The 17450-nt window shown below is 60.2% G+C and carries 16 protein-coding genes; 5 read left to right on the top strand and 11 right to left on the bottom strand.

Translation table 11 applies throughout. The features are described from left to right. Nucleotides 1-11: 11 nt before the first annotated feature. The gene (locus tag NN484_RS24935) at nucleotides 12-1787 is read right to left on the bottom strand and encodes a cytochrome c biogenesis protein DipZ (RefSeq protein WP_274658154.1); all 1776 of its coding nucleotides are present in this window, start codon (nucleotides 1785-1787) and stop codon (nucleotides 12-14) included. Nucleotides 1788-1830: 43 nt separating this feature from the next. Next, nucleotides 1831-2349, bottom strand: coding sequence for a peptide-methionine (R)-S-oxide reductase MsrB (msrB, locus tag NN484_RS24930; protein WP_274658153.1), 519 nt, complete (start codon nucleotides 2347-2349; stop codon nucleotides 1831-1833). A gap of 151 nt (nucleotides 2350-2500) precedes the next feature. On the opposite strand from msrB, the gene NN484_RS24925 reads away from it, so the two are divergent. The 3 genes from NN484_RS24925 (at nucleotide 2501) to NN484_RS24915 (ending at nucleotide 5549) form a co-directional block, all read left to right on the top strand. Beyond that, entirely contained in the window at nucleotides 2501-3211 is a 711-nt protein-coding gene (locus tag NN484_RS24925) for a response regulator transcription factor (protein ID WP_274658152.1), read from the top strand. Beyond that, nucleotides 3208-4728, top strand: a complete 1521-nt coding sequence (locus NN484_RS24920) for a sensor histidine kinase (RefSeq protein WP_274658151.1) — start codon at nucleotides 3208-3210, stop codon at nucleotides 4726-4728. Before NN484_RS24925 ends, NN484_RS24920 begins: the two co-directional genes overlap by 4 nt. Before the next feature lie 119 nt (nucleotides 4729-4847). Then, nucleotides 4848-5549 (top strand): hypothetical protein, encoded by a 702-nt coding sequence (locus NN484_RS24915; RefSeq protein ID WP_127648188.1) that lies wholly within the window; start codon nucleotides 4848-4850, stop codon nucleotides 5547-5549. Between the two features lie 67 nt (nucleotides 5550-5616). Here NN484_RS24915 and NN484_RS24910 read toward each other — a convergent pair whose 3' ends face one another. The 9 genes from NN484_RS24910 to hmpA all read right to left on the bottom strand — a co-directional run bounded on the left by NN484_RS24910 (nucleotide 5617) and on the right by hmpA (nucleotide 14589). Next, complete coding sequence (locus NN484_RS24910) at nucleotides 5617-6108, bottom strand: RidA family protein (protein ID WP_127648187.1); 492 nt, start codon at nucleotides 6106-6108, stop codon at nucleotides 5617-5619. A gap of 295 nt (nucleotides 6109-6403) precedes the next feature. Next, nucleotides 6404-7291, bottom strand: coding sequence for a heme o synthase (cyoE, locus tag NN484_RS24905; RefSeq protein WP_003227980.1), 888 nt, complete (start codon nucleotides 7289-7291; stop codon nucleotides 6404-6406). Between the two features lie 10 nt (nucleotides 7292-7301). Continuing rightward, entirely contained in the window at nucleotides 7302-7637 is a 336-nt protein-coding gene (cyoD, locus tag NN484_RS24900) for a cytochrome o ubiquinol oxidase subunit IV (RefSeq protein WP_003227981.1), read from the bottom strand. Further along, nucleotides 7637-8260 (bottom strand): cytochrome o ubiquinol oxidase subunit III, encoded by a 624-nt coding sequence (gene cyoC, locus NN484_RS24895; protein ID WP_003227982.1) that lies wholly within the window; start codon nucleotides 8258-8260, stop codon nucleotides 7637-7639. The genes cyoD and cyoC overlap by 1 nt, the downstream gene beginning before the upstream one ends. A gap of 3 nt (nucleotides 8261-8263) precedes the next feature. After that, nucleotides 8264-10291: a cytochrome o ubiquinol oxidase subunit I gene (gene cyoB / locus NN484_RS24890; RefSeq protein WP_127648186.1), complete on the bottom strand. Its 2028-nt coding sequence runs from the start codon at nucleotides 10289-10291 to the stop codon at nucleotides 8264-8266. 3 nt (nucleotides 10292-10294) lie between these two features. Further along, a complete protein-coding gene (cyoA, locus tag NN484_RS24885) occupies nucleotides 10295-11236 on the bottom strand; it encodes a ubiquinol oxidase subunit II (protein ID WP_127648185.1) in 942 nt (313 codons plus the stop codon). A gap of 838 nt (nucleotides 11237-12074) precedes the next feature. Beyond that, complete coding sequence (locus NN484_RS24880) at nucleotides 12075-12584, bottom strand: disulfide bond formation protein B (protein ID WP_025109264.1); 510 nt, start codon at nucleotides 12582-12584, stop codon at nucleotides 12075-12077. Between the two features lie 25 nt (nucleotides 12585-12609). Next, nucleotides 12610-13170 (bottom strand): ester cyclase, encoded by a 561-nt coding sequence (locus tag NN484_RS24875; protein WP_274658150.1) that lies wholly within the window; start codon nucleotides 13168-13170, stop codon nucleotides 12610-12612. 237 nt (nucleotides 13171-13407) lie between these two features. Continuing rightward, a complete protein-coding gene (gene hmpA, locus NN484_RS24870) occupies nucleotides 13408-14589 on the bottom strand; it encodes an NO-inducible flavohemoprotein (RefSeq protein ID WP_274658149.1) in 1182 nt (393 codons plus the stop codon). Between the two features lie 162 nt (nucleotides 14590-14751). Between hmpA and norR the strand changes: the two genes are divergently transcribed. Then, nucleotides 14752-16305 (top strand): nitric oxide reductase transcriptional regulator NorR, encoded by a 1554-nt coding sequence (norR, locus tag NN484_RS24865; RefSeq protein ID WP_274658148.1) that lies wholly within the window; start codon nucleotides 14752-14754, stop codon nucleotides 16303-16305. Nucleotides 16306-16545: 240 nt separating this feature from the next. Beyond that, nucleotides 16546-17448, top strand: a complete 903-nt coding sequence (locus tag NN484_RS24860; RefSeq protein WP_274658147.1) for a chemotaxis protein CheV — start codon at nucleotides 16546-16548, stop codon at nucleotides 17446-17448. Nucleotides 17449-17450 lie beyond the last annotated feature (2 nt).

Genomic DNA, 17450 nt, shown 5'->3' with positions numbered 1-17450 from the left:
CGCACTCCCGATCAGCCGAAGGTGAAGGCGTAGGCCGATACGCCCGGGTCAAGAAATTCGATGCTGAAGGTTCGATCCCTCACCGCATCGGTTTGCCGCACCAACTGGTACAGGCGCTGCTCGGTCACGCGGCCACTGCCATCCGCAGCGACATCCACACCGTGGGCGTCACCCGGCGCCTGACCGTCAATCGACACTTTGAACCGCACCGGTTTGCCATCCGCGCCCGGCCCCAGCACCAGATGCAGATCGCGGGCGTGAAAGCGGTAGACGATGCGACTGGCCGGCGCGCTGGCGGTGGCGCGCTCGGCACCGACGGCCCATTGGCCGCCGAGGCTCCAGTCATTGAGGGCCAGGTTAGCCGGTGGGTTATAGGTCGCGACCTTGTCAGGCACCAGGCCGCTTTGCGCTACGAAATGTTCCGCGCGCTGGTAGCCGACATAGGTTTCCGGCGACAGCACCTGATTCATGTCCGGCGCCTGTTGCACACCTTTGGCATCGGCGTTGATCAAACCGTCGGCCACGGTTTTCGCTCCGGCCTCACGCAGCAACTGCTGGATGACCCGTTCCGATTCGGCGTAGTCACCTTCGCCAAAATGGTGATAACGAATGCGTCCCTGGGCATCGGCAAAGTAATGCGCCGGCCAGTATTCATTGTTGAAGGCGCGCCAGATCCTGTAGTCGTTATCGATCGCCACCGGGTAGTTGATGCCCAGCGCCTTCATGGCTTTGGTGACGTTGCCCACATCGCGTTCGAAGGCGAATTCCGGGGCGTGCACGCCGATCACTACCAGGCCCTGATCACGGTATTTCTCGGCCCAGGCTTTGACGTACGGCAGCGTGCGCAGGCAGTTGATGCAGGAGTAGGTCCAGAAATCCACCAACACCACTTTGCCCTTGAGTGCCTGGGCGTCCAGCGGTGGCGAGTTGAGCCATTGCACGGCGCCATTGAGCGGCGGCAACTGGCCTTCAACCGGGAGTGTTCCCGGTGCCTTGTCGGCAACTTTCATTGCTCCGCCCATGGCAGGAATCTGCGCCATCATCGTGCCGTTATCAGACGCAGACTTGCCGGACAGTTTGCCGACCAATGCTTGTTCAATCCCGCCAGTGGACGCTGTCGACAGCCGTGCCAGCAATCCGGTATCGAGGCCCAGCGCAATCGCCGCGACACCCGCGAGCATCGCCGCACCCAACCCACGCCGGATCCACTCCCCGGTGCCGATCGAGCGCTTCATCAGCGCAAACACCTTACCGCCCAGCAACAGCGCCGCCGCCAGCGAAGTCGCGGCGCCCGCCGCGTAGGCGAGCAACAACAACGTGGTGGCGGTGCTTGCCCCTTGCAGCGCGGCCCCGGTCAGAATCAAGCCGAGAATGGGCCCGGCGCACGGTGCCCAGAGCAGTCCCGTGGCGACGCCGATCAGAAACGACGCGCCGGGACGCGGACGATTGTCCTGCCCGGCGGCCTCGGACAAGCGGCTGCCGGCCGCCACCAGCGGCCGGGTCAGGCGCTCGGCGAGGTGCGGCAGCAGCAGCGTCAGCCCGAACAGTGCAACGAACAGCAACGCGAGCCAGCGACCGTACTGATTGACTTGCACCACCCAACCGCCGCCCACCGCCGCCAGCGTGGCGACGAGGGCGAAGGTCAGCGCCATCCCGGCCAATAGCGGCAAGCCACTCTTGATAAACGGCTGCCCGGTGCGAGCGAAGACAAAAGGCAGAACAGGCAGGATGCACGGACTGACGATCGTCAGCACACCGCCCAGATAAGCGAGAACCAAGAGCCACATGGTGTCGTCCTGTAGAAAGTGAAAATCGAATACGGGCCATGGCTTATGCCGCCACGGGTTTGAAGGTCATCGCCAGGCCATTCATGCAATAGCGCAGGCCGGTGGGTTTCGGGCCGTCGTCGAAGACATGCCCCAGGTGCCCGCCACAGCGTCGACAGTGGACTTCATTGCGGGACATGCCGAAGGAACGGTCTTGCCGCGTGGCCACTGCGTGCTCCAGCGGCGCCCAGAAACTCGGCCAGCCGGTGCGGCTGTCGAACTTGGTGGCCGATGAAAACAACACCAGGTCACAGCCCGCGCAGGCGAACGTGCCGCTGCGATGCTCGTTGTTGAGCGGGCTGGTATAGGCCCGCTCGGTGCCTTCTTCGCGCAGGATGGCGTACTGCTCATCGGAGAGCCGCGCTCGCCACTCGCTGTCGCTGTGGGTGACCTCAAACACCTCATCGGCATGGGCCTGATCAATCAGCGCAGCGCCCGGGGACAATTTTGGCAATACACCGGCCACCAGGGCTGCAACGCCCAGCCCGCCGCTCGCTACGAGAATCTGTCGCCGTGTAAACATGGCCGTCTCCAAAAATTCCAGGTGCCTGTCATGGAACACAGCCTAGGCTTGGGTTGATCGCCAAATCCTCACGGGAAGTTAACGAATTCGTGATAACTCGCCCCGGGGAAAAGCCGCACAATGCGTTCACTGCGCCGAAGGATTGAGCTTGATGGAACCGACCAGACGCATCCTCGTGGTCGAGGATGACCAACACATCGCCGACCTGATTTGCCTGCACCTGCGCGACGAGCATTACGACGTCGTGCACTGCGCCGACGGCGACGAAGGCATGCGCCTGTTGCAACAGGGACAATGGGATGCGCTGATCCTCGATCTGATGCTGCCGGGCGTCGACGGCCTGGAAATCTGTCGCCGCGCCCGAGCGATGGCGCGCTACACACCAATCATCATCACCAGCGCGCGCTCCAGTGAACTGCACCGCATCCTCGGTCTGGAACTGGGGGCCGACGATTACCTCGCCAAACCGTTTTCGATGCTGGAGCTGGTGGCGCGGGTCAAAGCCTTGCTGCGCCGGGTTGACGCCATGGCGCGCAACCTGAAAATGGACGCCGGCAGCCTGAGTCTCGATGGCCTGAACATCGACCCGATCACCCGCGACGTCGCCCTCAATGGCGCCCGCCTGGACCTCACGCCGAGGGAATTCGATCTGCTGTATTTCTTCGCCCGGCAACCGGGCAAGGTGTTCTCGCGCATGGACCTGCTCAACGCGGTGTGGGGCTACAGCCATGAAGGTTACGAGCACACGGTCAACACCCACATCAACCGCCTGCGGGCGAAAATCGAAAGCGATCCGGCGCAACCGACGCGCATCCTCACCGTGTGGGGCCGCGGCTATAAATTCGGCACGGAACAACCATGAAACTGACCCTGTCGCAGCGCCTGTCACTGGTGTTCGCCGTGTTGCTGCTGGTGTGCTGCGGCACCTCGGCATGGCTGCAGGTGCGCTCGAGCAAGATGCATGAGCTGGAAGTGGTGCAAGGTCTGTCTCGGGATCTGGCGCAGCACATCGCCCATGACACGGTGCTGATGGACAGCAACGGCCTGATGCCCGGTGCCGTGCGCGAGCTGTTCAGCAAGCTGATGCTGGTCAACCCGAGCGTCGAGGTGTACCTGCTCGACCCTGAGGGGCGGATTGTCGGCAACGCGGCGCCGCAGGGACGGCTGCGTCGGGAGACAGTCGATCTGGCGCCAATCCGCCGGCTGCTCAATGACCAGCCGCTGCCGATCCTCGGCGATGACCCGCGCAGCGTCGACGGGCGCAAGGTGTTCAGTGCCGCGCCGTTGCGGGTCAACGGCAAACCGGCCGGCTATCTGTACGTGGTGCTGCTCAGTGAAGAACACGATCGTTATGCCGAACGCGGTGCCACCAGCGCCGCACTCAATACGGCTCTGCTGTCCATCGCCCTGGTCGCGCTGCTGTGCCTGATTGCCGGCCTCACGGCATTCAACCTGATCACCCGTCCGTTACGTCGGCTGACCGAGACTGTCAGCCGCTTCGACATCGACGGTGCGCCGCAACCGCTGCCTGCCCCTTCCACCGCTGTGGATAAAAGCGCTGACCCGGATGAAATCGCCGTACTCGATAGCGCCTTCCGGCAGATGCAAAACCGTCTCGGTGAGCAATGGCGCTCGCTGACCCGCCAGGATCAGGAGCGCCGCGAGCTGGTGGCGAACATCTCCCATGACCTGCGCACGCCGCTGGCTTCGCTGCACGGCTATCTGGAAACCCTGTCACTCAAGGACGCCACACTCACCGCCGAAGAACGCCGGCGTTATCTGGGTATCGCCCTCGATCAAAGCCGCAAGGTCGGCGGGTTGGCGCAATCGCTGCTGGAACTGGTGCGCCTGGAACACGGTTTTGTGCAGCCGGTATTGGAGCGCTTCTCCCTGATCGATCTGCTGCAGGACATCTTCCAGAAGTTCGAACTGGCCGCCGAAGCCCGCCACGTCGAACTCAAGGCCAGTTTCGTGCCGAACCTGCCGACCGTCTGCACCGACCTCGGGCTGATCGAGCGGGTGCTGACCAACCTGGTGGACAACGCCTTGCGCCATACCCCTCAGGGCGGCGAGATTGAGCTGGATTTGAAGCCCCGTGGCGCCTTGGTCGAAGTGACGGTCAGCGACACCGGCCCCGGCATCGCACCCCAGTTGCGCGAAGGTCTGTTCCTGCGGCCATTCAATATCGGCGGGGCGCGGCGCGACGGTGGATTGGGGCTGCGCATCGTGCATCGCATCCTGCAATTGCACGGGCGTGAGATTCAGCTGCTGGATGTCGCGGGGCGCGGCGCGACTTTTCGCTTCTCGTTGCCGACCGATCAGCAAACCGCTGAACAGTGGATGATGCGCTCGATGAATTCGGACACGCCGGACAAATAATCCGCACCGCCGGCCTGTTGCTCCGTGACAACACAGCCCCGCTCCCCTAAATTAACCGGCCTGAAAAAGACCTCGCGCTTTCTCATCTCCACTCAAGTTAAAAAAGTAGTGAAATTTCAATGTCCGATTTCAACACCGCTGAATCCGTAGTCACCGAATCGTCCAAAGCGGAATACGAAAACTCCATCAATCTTTCACAACACCTTCCACAAGCCAAAATCATCAGCGAGATGGTGCTGGATGCTTTCCAGTCGACCCGCGAAAGCGACCAGATCCGCGAGCTGCGCGCCGCGATCCGTCAGGCGCACGACAGCTTCGATGACGACAAGGCCTACGAGCTGATGGGCGAACTCAAGCGCCTGAAGGACGCGGAAGCCGCCGACGTCGCCGCCCTGGAAGACCTGAGCAGCAAGTTCTCGATCGGCCGCATCCTGTCCAGCTTCAAGGACGATCCGGCGTTCCAGGAAATCGTCTACGGCCTGGCCCTCAAAGTGCTGAACCAGACCCATCAGGCGATCAGCAACCCGAGCGGCGGCAAGGGCAAGGCTGCCAAGAAGAAGGAACTCGAAATCTTCACCATCAGCAAGGACGGCACCAGCGTGACCCTGCCCCTGCGCACGCCACGTTCGCGCTTGAACGTTGACCGTGAAGCGCTGGAGTTCCTCGGTTTCAGCTTCGTCGGTGAAGGCGAAGAAGCCGAGCTGGACGGCGAAACCTTCGTCGACAACGCCGGCACCGAACACGCGATCAACCGCAAGAACATCATCACCGCCCTGCAACAGCAGACCGCGTTCGATGGCTACAGCATCGCCGCGCAGTAAGCCCCGGCGCAGAAAAAAAGCCCCGCTCTGAGGTTCAGGCGGGGCTTTTTGTCGGGCGGCGCGGGCGTCAGGCTTCCGGCTGCACCGCAACGATCATGTCGACCTCGATTGCCGCGTTCTTCGGCAACTGATACACACCGACCGTGGTGCGGGTGTGTCGGCCAGCGTCACCGAGCACATGGCTGAACACGTCCGACGCACCGTTGGCCACCTCGCTCAGGTCAACAAAGTCCGGGGTGGACTTCACATACACCGTGACCCGCAACAACGCCCGAATCTTGTCCAGCGACCCTACCGCATCGACGATCAGCGCCAGGCAACGCATGGCACTGATGCTCGCAGCGGCCTGAGCATCCTTGAGCGTCAACTCCAGCCCCACACGACCGGGATACAGAATCCTGCCATTGACCCGTGGCACCATGCCGCTGATGTACAACTCATCGCGATGGCGGATCAGCGGCGCGTAATTGCCGCCGGCGGTGTTCTCGCCATAGATGTCGTAGTTCAGCTCTTCTGCCAGGGCAATGAAGCGTTCATCACAGGTCATCCTCTCAGTCATTTCGCCCAGCCTCTTGATCTATGCAAGCAGTATCGTGGAGTAGAACAGTTGAACGCCGAGGGAATGGCATGGCGCTACCACTGAAGGTTGGATCCAAATCTAGGTGTTTTGACAGTACTCCGCAACCTTCGAAATCGGCGGCGCACGCCATCGCGAGCAGGCTCCCACACATTTGATTGGCGTCGTTCACAAATCCCCTGCTCGCGATGGTGTCACCTCGATTCAGCATAATTCACCCAACAAAAAACCCCGCACATCTCTCAATGTGCGGGGTTTTTCTTGAAGCCATCCAGCCTTACGGCGCGTACGTCAGCAGCAGCTCGGCCGGCACCTTGAAGTCCAGGGACATCATGACGCTCAGTGCGGTGATGGTGAAGATCGAGAACACGAACAGCTTGCGTGCCCAGACCGTGTCATCCACCGCCTTGTAGCCGGTCCAGGCCATGTACAACCAGTACATGCCCATGGCCGCGGCAACGGCGAGGTAGCTCATGCCAGCGTAACCGCTGAAGGTCAGCATCAAGGTCGCCACGAGGAACGCCAGGATGTAGAGCAGGATGTGCTTCTTGGCCACTTCGATTCCGCGCTTGACGGGCAACACCGGAATCGATGCGGCCAGGTAGTCGTTGAAGCGGAAGATCGCGATGGCGTAGGAATGCGGCATCTGCCACAGGCTGAACATCACCAGCAGGGTCAGTGCGGCCATGTCGAAGCTGTTGGTTACGGCAACGTAACCGATCACTGGCGGCATGGCGCCCGACAGACTGCCCACCAGCGTGCCGTGAACCGACTTGCGCTTGAGGTACAGGCTGTAGAAGCCGACGTAGATGATGAAGCCGATTACCGCGAACAGGGCGGCCAACGGGTTGGCCACCTTGTACAACAAGGCAACGCCGAGAACACCCAGGATGGTCGCGTAGACCAGGGCCAGTTTCAGGGAGATCAAGCCCTGGACCAGCACCCGGTTCTTGGTGCGTTCCATCTTCAGGTCGATGTCGCGGTCGATGCAGTTGTTGAACACGCAACCGGAGGCCACAACCAGGGATGTGCCGATCATGGCGGCCAGGAACACCGCCAGATCTACATGCCCTTTCGAGGCCAGGAAGAACCCGCCTGCCACAGAAAGCACGTTACCGAAAATGATCCCCGGTTTGGTGATTTGGATAAAGTGCTTGAGCGACATCGGGTCTACCTCACTTCGCCATCATGTACGTGTGGATGCTGAACATGATCCACAGCGACAGGCCAACCAGCAGCAGGATCACGATGGCCGTAAAGACAAACGCGATCACGTTGTTACGTTGTGCAATCGAACGGTCCAGGTGCAGGAAGTAGTACAGGTGAACGATCACCTGGATTACCGCGAACAGCAGGACGATTGCCAGCGTGGTCGACTTCGGCAAGGTCGGGAACATCACCAGGCCGAACGGGATGGCAGTCAGGATCACCGACAGGATGAAGCCGATGGCGTACGACTTTACGCTGCCGTGGCCAGCATCATGGCTGTCATGGGAGTGTGCATTAGCCATTACAGAGTCCCCATCAGGTAAACAACGGTGAATACGCAGATCCACACCACGTCCAGGAAGTGCCAGAACAGGCTCAGGCAGCTCAGACGGGTCTTGTTGGTCGCCGTCAGGCCGTGCTTGTTGACCTGGTACATCATGATGCCCATCCAGATCAGACCCGCGGATACGTGCAGACCGTGGGTACCGACCAGGGTGAAGAACGCCGACAGGAAGCCCGAACGGCTAGGACCGAAGCCCTCGGAGATCAGCAGGTGGAACTCGTTGATCTCCATGGCGATGAAGCCTGCGCCGAGCAGGAAGGTCATGAACAACCAGCCCAGAACCTGCTGCTTTTTACCTTTGTACAACGCCAGCATGGCGAAGCCGTAGGTGATCGAACTGAACAACAGCAGAGCGGTTTCGCCCAGCACGTATGGCAGCTCGAAGATGTCGTGGCCCGACGGGCCACCGGCGACGTTGTTTACCAGTACTGCGTACACCGCGAAGATCGACGCAAACAGAATGCAGTCGGTCATCAGGTAGAGCCAGAAACCGTATACGGTCATCTCGCCCGAGTCGTGGTGATGGTCATCGTGCCCATGGTCACCATGGGCGTGTCCAACATTGGTCACTAAGTTCGACATGGTTTAAGCCTGTTCCAACGAGGTTACACGGGTGGCATTGGCCGGGATTTTCCCTGCCGCGACCAGACGCTTGTGCTGCTCGGCTTCGATGCGTTCGATCGTTTCAACCGGAACCATATAGCCCTGGTCGTCACGTGCCGCGTGGATCACGAAGTAGATGACAGTGCCGGCCAGGCTGGCGATCGCCAACCACCAGATGTGCCAGATCATCGCGAAACCGAAGACGGTCAGCAGTGCGCCCATCACCACGCCAGTGGCGGTGTTGTTCGGCATGTGGATCGGCTCGTACTTGGCCGGAGCCTGGTACGCGGTACCGTTTTCCTTGGCTTCGGTGAACGGGTCGATGCAGTCAGCCTTAGGCAGCACAGCGAAGTTGTAGAACGGAGGTGGCGACGAGGTCGACCATTCCAGAGTGTGGCCATTCCACGGGTCACCGTGATCGCAAACGTTCTCTGGCTTCTTGCGGTCACGCACACTGACGTACAGCTGGATCAGTTGGCAGGCGATACCGACAGCGATCATCACCGCACCGAACATGGCAACGTACAGGTACGGTACCCACTCAGGGTTGGTGGTGGCGTTCAGACGACGGGTCATGCCCATGAAGCCCAGTGCATAGAGCGGCATGAACGCGACGAAGAAGCCCGAGATCCAGAACCAGAACGCTGCTTTACCCCAGCCTTCGTGCAGCTTGAAGCCGAACGCTTTCGGGAAGTAGAAGCCGAAACCTGCGATGTAGCCGAATACCGCACCGCCGATGATCACGTTGTGGAAGTGCGCGATCACGAACAGGCTGTTGTGCAGAACGAAGTCAGCACCCGGGATGGCCAGCAGTACGCCGGTCATGCCGCCGATGGCGAAGGTCACCATGAAGCCCAGGGTCCACATCACCTGGCTGGTGAAGCGCAGACGGCCCTGGTAGATGGTGAACAGCCAGTTGAACAGCTTCACACCCGTCGGGATGGAAATCAGCATCGTCGCCAGACCGAAGAAGGCGTTGACGCTGGCACCCGAACCCATGGTGAAGAAGTGGTGCAGCCAAACCATGAAGCCCAGTACCGAGATCGCGCCCGAAGCGTAGATCATCGAGTGGTGGCCGAACAGTTTCTTGCCGGTGAATGCCGAGATCACTTCCGAGAAGATGCCGAATGCCGGCAGGATCAGGATGTAAACCTCAGGGTGGCCCCAGGCCCAGAACAGGTTGACGTACATCATCGGATTGCCACCAAGTTCATTGGTGAAAATGTGGAAATCCATGTAACGGTCGAGGGTCAGCAGTGCCAGGGTAGCGGTCAGGATCGGGAACGAAGCCACGATCAGGACGTTAGCCCAGGTGCAGGTCCAGGTGAAGATCGGCATGTCCATCAGCTTCATGCCAGGGGTACGCATTTTCAGCACGGTCGCCAGGAAGTTGACCCCCGTCAGCGTCGTACCTAACCCGGATAGCTGTAGCGCCCAGATGTAGTAGTCCATACCCACGCCAGGGCTGTATTGCAGACCCGACAGCGGCGGATAGGCAACCCAACCGGTCTTGGCGAATTCGCCGACGCCCAGGGACAGGTTGATCAGCACAACGCCGGACACCAGCAGCCAGAAGCTCAGGGAGTTCAGGAACGGGAAGGCAACGTCACGCGCGCCGATCTGCAGCGGCACTGCAAGGTTCATCAGGCCGGTGAAGAATGGCATCGCCATGAAGATGATCATGATCACACCGTGAGCGGTGAAGATCTGGTCATAGTGTTCAGGTGGCAGGTAGCCAGGCGAACCCTCGGTGGCCATGGCCAACTGGGTACGCATCATGATGGCGTCGGCAAAGCCACGCAGCAGCATGACCATGGCAACGACGATGTACATCACGCCGATTTTCTTGTGGTCGACCGACGTCAGCCACTCGGTCCACAAGTACGTCCACTTCTTGAAGTAGGTGATTGCAGCGAACAACGCCAGACCACCGAGCGCGATCATGGAGATGGTCACCATGACAATCGGCTCGTGGAAAGGGATCGCTTCCCAACTTAATTTACCAAACATCGTTTACTCCTCTGCCCCGGCAGCTGAATGCGAATTCGAGTCCATGTCCGTTGCCGCCACTTCTTTCTCTTTCTTCTCGTGCTTCAGCGGCTTGCCCGGTTTCATGCCTTCGTACTTGTCGACGATGGTCTGGAACAGGTTCGGCGTGACCGAGGAGTAGAGCTCGACTGGATTGTTCTGGCTTGGCTTGGCAAGGGCTGCGTATTCAGCTTGTTCAAGCTGTTTAGGTGCCTTTTTGACTTCACTTACCCAGGCGTCGAAATCTTCCTGAGAAGTTGCGATCGCTTTGAATTTCATACCGGTGAAACCAGCGCCGCTGTAGTTGGCGGAGATACCGTCCATTTCAGCGTTGCGGTCAGCGATCAGGTGCAGCTTGGTGGTCATGCCCGCCATCGCGTAGATCTGGCCGCCCAGGCCCGGGATGAAGAACGAGTTCATCACGGCGTCGGAAGTAATCCGGAAATTGACCGGGGTGTGCGCCGGGAACACGATCTTGTTGACCGTGGCAATGCCTTGTTCCGGGTAGATGAACAGCCACTTCCAGTCCAGCGCGACCACTTCGATGGTCACAGGCTTGACGTCAGACTCGATCGGACGATACGGGTCCAGCTTGTGGGTCGAAATGTAGGTGATGTAACCCAGGGCAACGATGATCAGGACCGGGATGGTCCAGACTGCCACTTCGATTTTGGTCGAGTGCGACCATTTCGGGGTGTAGACGGCATCTTTGTTGGATGCGCGGTACTTCCAGGCGAACAGGAAGGTCATGACGATAACCGGCACAACGACCAACAGCATCAGCAGCGTGGCGGTGATGATCAGGTTGCGCTGTTCCAGGCCGACCTGGCCCGTTGGATTGAGCAGGGTCATGTTGCAGCCTCCCAGCAACAACGTGCCGAGCAGCGGCACTAGGCCTAGTAATCTGGGGTACCTGTTTTTACTCATCTCACGACCTCTAAAGCAGCTTGCGCAATGCAGTTGGGTTTTGATCGCCAACACTTCACCCTGCCAAGGGTTGGCATTTTCTTTGGATTGAATAAGGGCCGCCCGTCGCGCGTCAGACGCTCGACAAAACCTGGGACAGCGGTCAGTTCTTATTCGAATTCGTGGTCAAAGGCCTTGTTACAGACCAATTCCATTTGGTGCGGAAAGTTGGAAGGCACCGACACCTGGGTGTCTCGCAGCCTTTCGGCCCCTCGACACCCGACTTCCTGCGCAGCGCCTTATTAAAAAGTTCCTTAATAAAGGCTGAACAGTGCCGGGAATTCAGTGCGGGCGATTGTAGATAGGTAGCGCCCTATACACCATGTCTTATCCCGAAATAATTTTTATCGCTCAGAGCAACAATCCATCACCGTTTTTGCAAAAGTGACCCATGTTATCGAAATCGATTCTCAACAAAAACACCAAAAAACGTAGGTCTATCCACCTCAGTTCAGACAGCTCCGAAGGCTTTTTCCCAGATCCAAAACGGCGCAAAGCCCGATATTCCAAGGCCTCTGGCCATCTGCCAGCGCTTGTTAAAACTGCCTGCTCTGGCACACGCGTGCAAAACCAGAAAAATGCCGAATCAGACCAATCCTTTTTTGTAACAGCGCAGCAATCCGCGTCGGCGAAATGCCCTGCGACACGGCGCGTGTGACAACATGTCGCACACCTGCCGCACTCTCTATTGCCGTCCGTCACGGTGATTTCACAAACACTCTGAAATGCAAAACGCCCCGATCGGCTGATCCGCAAATCGGGGCGTTTTCTGTATCGGCCAATCAGCCGAAGAGTTGATTCAGCGCAGGGCTTTTCGGTTACGCGAGGTCAGCAGCGGCACCAGGATCACCACCAGCACGAACGCCACCAGCGCCCATTGCGCCAGCGACAGACCGAGGATCGGCGGATACGGCGTCGAGCAGAAACCGTCGACCTGGAAGCCCAGCGGGAAGATCTTCGCCAGCGGCAGGTCATCGACAATCGGCTGCAACACATCGATGCCGCAGCTCACCGCCGGATAGAACTGGGTGTAAACGTGATGCCCGGCGACGCCGGCACCGGCGATCGCGCAGATCACCACCAGCACTTCGAACACCGTGATGCTGCGCCGGGTGCGCATGGCCGCGCCAATGAAGGCGAACAGCGCGATCAGCAGCAATGCATAACGCTGCAGAATGCACAGCGGGCATGGCGCCTCGCCCAGCACGATCTGCATGTACAGCGCGCCACCAATCAACGCCAGGCAGATAATGCCCAGCAGCACCAGAAAGCGCCGCTCACGCCCCAGTCGAATCGTTTCCTCGCTCATCGCGTTTCCCTTGTATGTCCATGGTTCAGCTGGCCGGCGGCTGCGCTTGCAGTTGCGCCATCAGGCTGATGTTGTCTTCGATATGCCAATTGGCCGCGATGCGACCGTTGTCGATCTGATAGATATCGGTTGCCCGGAAGTCTACACGCTGGCCCTGCCCTTTGAGAGCCTTGAACGTGCCGTTGAAGTGGCCGCGAAAGTGCAGATGCACCACCACGCGGTCACCGGCGATGATCATTTGCTCGATCTCGCAGCTCAGGTCCGGCACCGCCGTGCGAAAGAACTTCGACGCCAGCAACGGCCCGGTCGGCCCCTGCACCCGACCTTCGGGCGGGGTCTTGTCGACAAACTGCGGCGACAAGGCTGCCGTGGCCAGGGCCTCTTCCCCACTGTTCCAGAAACTGCCGTAACGCCGCGCCGCCAACTCCATCGCCTCTCGTTGGGCCTTGGGCAGACTCTGATCGACAATCAGGCTCTGCGGTGTGATCAAGGCCGATTCGGCAGAAGCAAACGGACTGGCCAGCAACGCGGCCGACAGGCCCAGGGTTGCCAGGCTCAAACGAGAGGAGAAGATGACGTGCGACATGGGGGCGATCCTGATCAGTTAAACGAACGAGCGCCTATCATCAGCATCGGGGAATAAACGATAAACCGGTTAAGAAACGATTAACCTTTAAACAGAATTTAATAATAGAGACCGCGTAACGGCCATCGCGAGCAGGCTCACTCCTACAAGGGATCTGCGTGGTACACCATTTTCATGTACACCACCGCCCCTGTAGGAGTGAGCCTGCTCGCGATGAAGGCGACTCGGTTTTAAGGATTATTCCAAAGCAGCCGCCGGCCCGAAGAATTCGTAACGGCTCTGCTTCTCAGGCACACCCAAGGCTTTTAGATGGCGCTTGATCGCGCCCATGAAACCTTTCGGCCCAAGGAAGTAAGCGTCGACATCCCGTTGCGCCGGCAGCCACTCGCCCAACTGTTCCTGACTCAAGATCCCGACCTTGTCCGCCGCCGGGCTCACGCCGTCATCCTCGGCATAGCAATAGAAGCGCTTGAGCTGCGGATGACGCGCCGCCAACCCGTCGATCCAGTCGCGGAACGCATGCACGCTGCCGTTGCGCGCGCAGTGGATAAAGTGCACCGGGCGCTCGGTTTGCAGCGCCGCTTCGAGCATCGCCAGGGTCGGCGTGATGCCGACACCGCCACTGATCAGCACCAGCGGTTTGTCGCTGGCAGTCAGGGTGAACTCGCCCGATGGCGGGAACAGCTGAATGCTCGCGCCGACGTGCAGTTGATCGTGCAAGTGGTTGGACGCACGACCACCCGGTTCGCGTTTGACGCTGATGCGGTACTGACCTTTATTGGCCAGCGCCGACAGCGAGTAGTTGCGGCGGACTTCTTCGCCGTCGAGGATCAGCTTCATACCGATGTACTGGCCCGGCTCGGCGGCGAGGATCGGACCTTTGTCCGCTGGCTCGAAGTAAAACGAAGTGATCTCCGCGCTCTCCTCGACCCGGTCCACCACGATGAACTCCCGCGCCCCACGCCAGCCGCCGACCGCCTGCTCTTTCTGGTCGTAGATCGCCGCTTCGGCACCGATCAGGATCTCGGCCAGTTGCCCGTAAGCGGCGCCCCATGCGCTCATCACTTCAGGCGTGGCGATCTCGTCGCCCAGCACTTCGGAGATGGCGCGCAGCAGGCACGAACCAACAATCGGGTAATGCTCCGGCAGGATCTGCAGGGCCACATGCTTGTTGATGATCTTCGCCACCAGATCGCCCAACTGGTCGAGCTGGTCGATGTGCCGGGCGTACATCAACACACCATTGGCCAAGGCACGCGGCTGGTCGCCACTGGCCTGGTGCGCCTGGTTGAACAGCGGGCGAACTTCTGGGTATTCAGAGAGCATCATGCGGTAGAAGTGGGTGATCAGCGCTTCACCACCGCTTTCCAGCAGGGGCACAGTGGATTTGATGATGGCACGATCCTGGACGCTAAGCATAAGAGTGACTCCTGAGCTTTCTGAGAATTATCTTAGGCTCTTCAGTTTTCGTGCCATGTTTTTTATCCATATAAATCAATAGCTTATTTTTTACGTAGTCATTTAGACTCAAAGCGCTTTATAGTCATAGCGACTACATCGTGTCTCTTTGACTGCAGGATCATGACCGCCAAACCTCTGCTCACCGCTTTACTGCCGCTGGTCTCCGACCTGTCCCGCGAACTGCCCGAAGGCGAGCGCTACCGGCGCCTGCTCGAAGCCATGCGCGCCCTGCTGCCGTGCGACGCTGCCGCGTTGCTGCGCCTGGACGGCGAATGGCTGGTGCCGCTGGCGGTGGATGGTTTGAGCACCGACACCCTCGGCCGGCGCTTCAAGGTCAGCGAACACCCACGCTTTGCGATCCTGCTCGACGGCGCCGGGCCGACGCGGTTCGCCGCCGACAGCGACTTGCCTGATCCGTATGACGGCCTGGTCGATGGTCACGGCGATCACCTCGAAGTGCACGACTGCCTCGGTTGCCCGTTGTTCGTCGATGAAAAACTCTGGGGCCTGATCACCCTCGATGCCCTCGACCCGGAGCGTTTCGAGCCGATCGAACTCGATGTCCTGCAAGCCTTCGCCAGCCTTGCCTCGGCCACGGTCAACGCCGCCGAGCGCATCGAACGCCTGGCGTTGCGCGCCGAGGACGAGCACCAGCGCGCCGAGGTCTACCGCCAGGCCAGCGGCCAGCAGCAGCGTGAAATGATCGGCCAGAGCAAGACGCACAAACGTCTGGTGGAGGAAATCAATCTGGTCGGCGGCAGCGACCTGACCGTGCTGATCACCGGCGAAACCGGGGTCGGCAAGGAACTCGTGGCGCAGGCGATCCACGCCGCCTCCCCGCGCGCCGACAAACCGATCATCAGCCTCAACTGCGCCGCGCTGCCCGACACTCTGGTCGAGAGCGAACTGTTCGGCCACGTGCGCGGAGCCTTCACCGGCGCCACCAGCGACCGTCGCGGCAAGTTCGAACTGGCCAATGGCGGCACGCTGTTTCTCGATGAAGTCGGCGAGCTGTCGCTGACCGTGCAGGCCAAGTTGCTGCGGGTGCTGCAAAGCGGCCAATTGCAGCGTCTGGGTTCGGACAGGGAACATCAGGTCGACGTGCGTCTGATCGCCGCGACCAACCGCGATCTGGCCGAAGAGGTGCGCAGCGGCCGTTACCGCGCCGACTTCTATCACCGCTTGAGCGTGTACCCGCTGCGGGTCCCGGCGCTACGCGATCGCGGGCGCGACGTGTTGCTGCTCAGCGGCTTCTTTCTGGAACAGAACCGGTCGCGCATGGGCCTCAACAGCCTGCGCCTGAGCAGCGACGCCCAGGAAGCGTTGCTCGCCTACACTTGGCCGGGCAACGTGCGAGAGCTGGAGCATTTGATTGGTCGCAGCGCGTTGAAGGCGCTGGGCAACTGCAAGGTACGGCCGAAGATACTCAGCCTGAGCGCGGCGGATCTGGATTTACCGCGCGAGGTTGTGGATAACTCGTCCGAGCCTGTCACTGACTTGAATACCGCCCCGTTGCCGACCGGCGACTTGCGCAGTGCCACCGAGCAATATCAGCGGCAATTGATTAGCGCGGCACTGGCGCGCCATCAGGATAACTGGGCGAGTGCGGCGCGGGAGTTGGGGCTGGATCGGGCGAATCTTGGGCGCATGGCTAAACGCCTTGGACTGAGATAAGCCTCCATTGTGGCGAGGGAGCTTGCTCCCGCTCGACTGCGCAGCAGTCGCACAATCAACCGACACGGAGCGCTTCGCACTCCAGCGGGAGCAAGCTCCCTCGCCACAGAGCATTCGCCGCCGTTTGGCCGAGATTGGGGATTGAGCCTAAAGCCTGCCCCCGACAAGTCGATAACCCGGCATCAATAGTTTTTGGCGATTTGCACCCTCGCCCATCACCTTTTTCAACAGAAGGTTTATATGTCTTCCACCAAAGCCCGCGCAGACTCACTTTCGCTTCTGCTGTTTACCTTGCGCAGCGGCAAGCTGATGGCGATCAACCTGCTGAAAGTCAGTGAAATCATCCCCTGCCCGCCGCTGACCAAACTGCCGGAGTCGCACCCGCACGTCAAAGGCATCGCCACCCTGCGCGGCGCGTCGCTGTCGGTGATCGACCTCAGCCGCGCCATCGGCGAGCGGCCGCTGGAAGACCCGAATGGCGGTTGCCTGATCGTCACCGACGTCAGCCGCTCAAAGCAGGGTCTGCATGTGCAGGCCGTGAGCAAAATCGTCCATTGCCTGACCACCGACATCAAACCACCGCCGTTCGGCTCCGGCGGCTCGCGCGCCTACATCACCGGCGTGACCTCGGTCGACGGCACGCTGGTGCAAGTGCTGGACATCGAGAAAGTCATCCACAGCATCGCCCCGGCGCAAATTGAAATGGTCCCGACCGACCTGAGCATGGAAGACGCCGAAGTCCTCGGCAATGCGCGGATTCTGGTGGTCGACGACAGCCAGGTGGCGTTGCAGCAATCGGTGCACACCCTGCGCAATCTCGGTCTGCAGTGCCACACCGCGCGCAGTGCCAAAGAAGCCATCGACTGCCTGCTCGATCTGCAAGGCACCGCGCAGCAGATCAACCTGATCGTCTCCGACATCGAAATGTCCGAGATGGATGGCTACGCCTTCACCCGCACCCTGCGCGAAACCCCGGATTTTGCCCACCTCTACGTGCTGCTGCACACCTCGCTCGACAGCGCGATGAACAGCGAAAAGGCCCGTCTGGCCGGCGCCAACGCAGTGCTGACCAAGTTCTCCTCGCCAGAACTGACCCAGCGCCTGATCGAAGCGGCCAAACACGTCGCGGCCAACGGTCACTGAGT

This window comes from Pseudomonas serboccidentalis (assembly GCF_028830055.1).
Classification (GTDB): domain Bacteria; phylum Pseudomonadota; class Gammaproteobacteria; order Pseudomonadales; family Pseudomonadaceae; genus Aquipseudomonas; species Aquipseudomonas serboccidentalis.
Note: the sequence above shows the minus strand (reverse complement) of the source record. Positions and strands in the feature narration are given on the sequence as shown.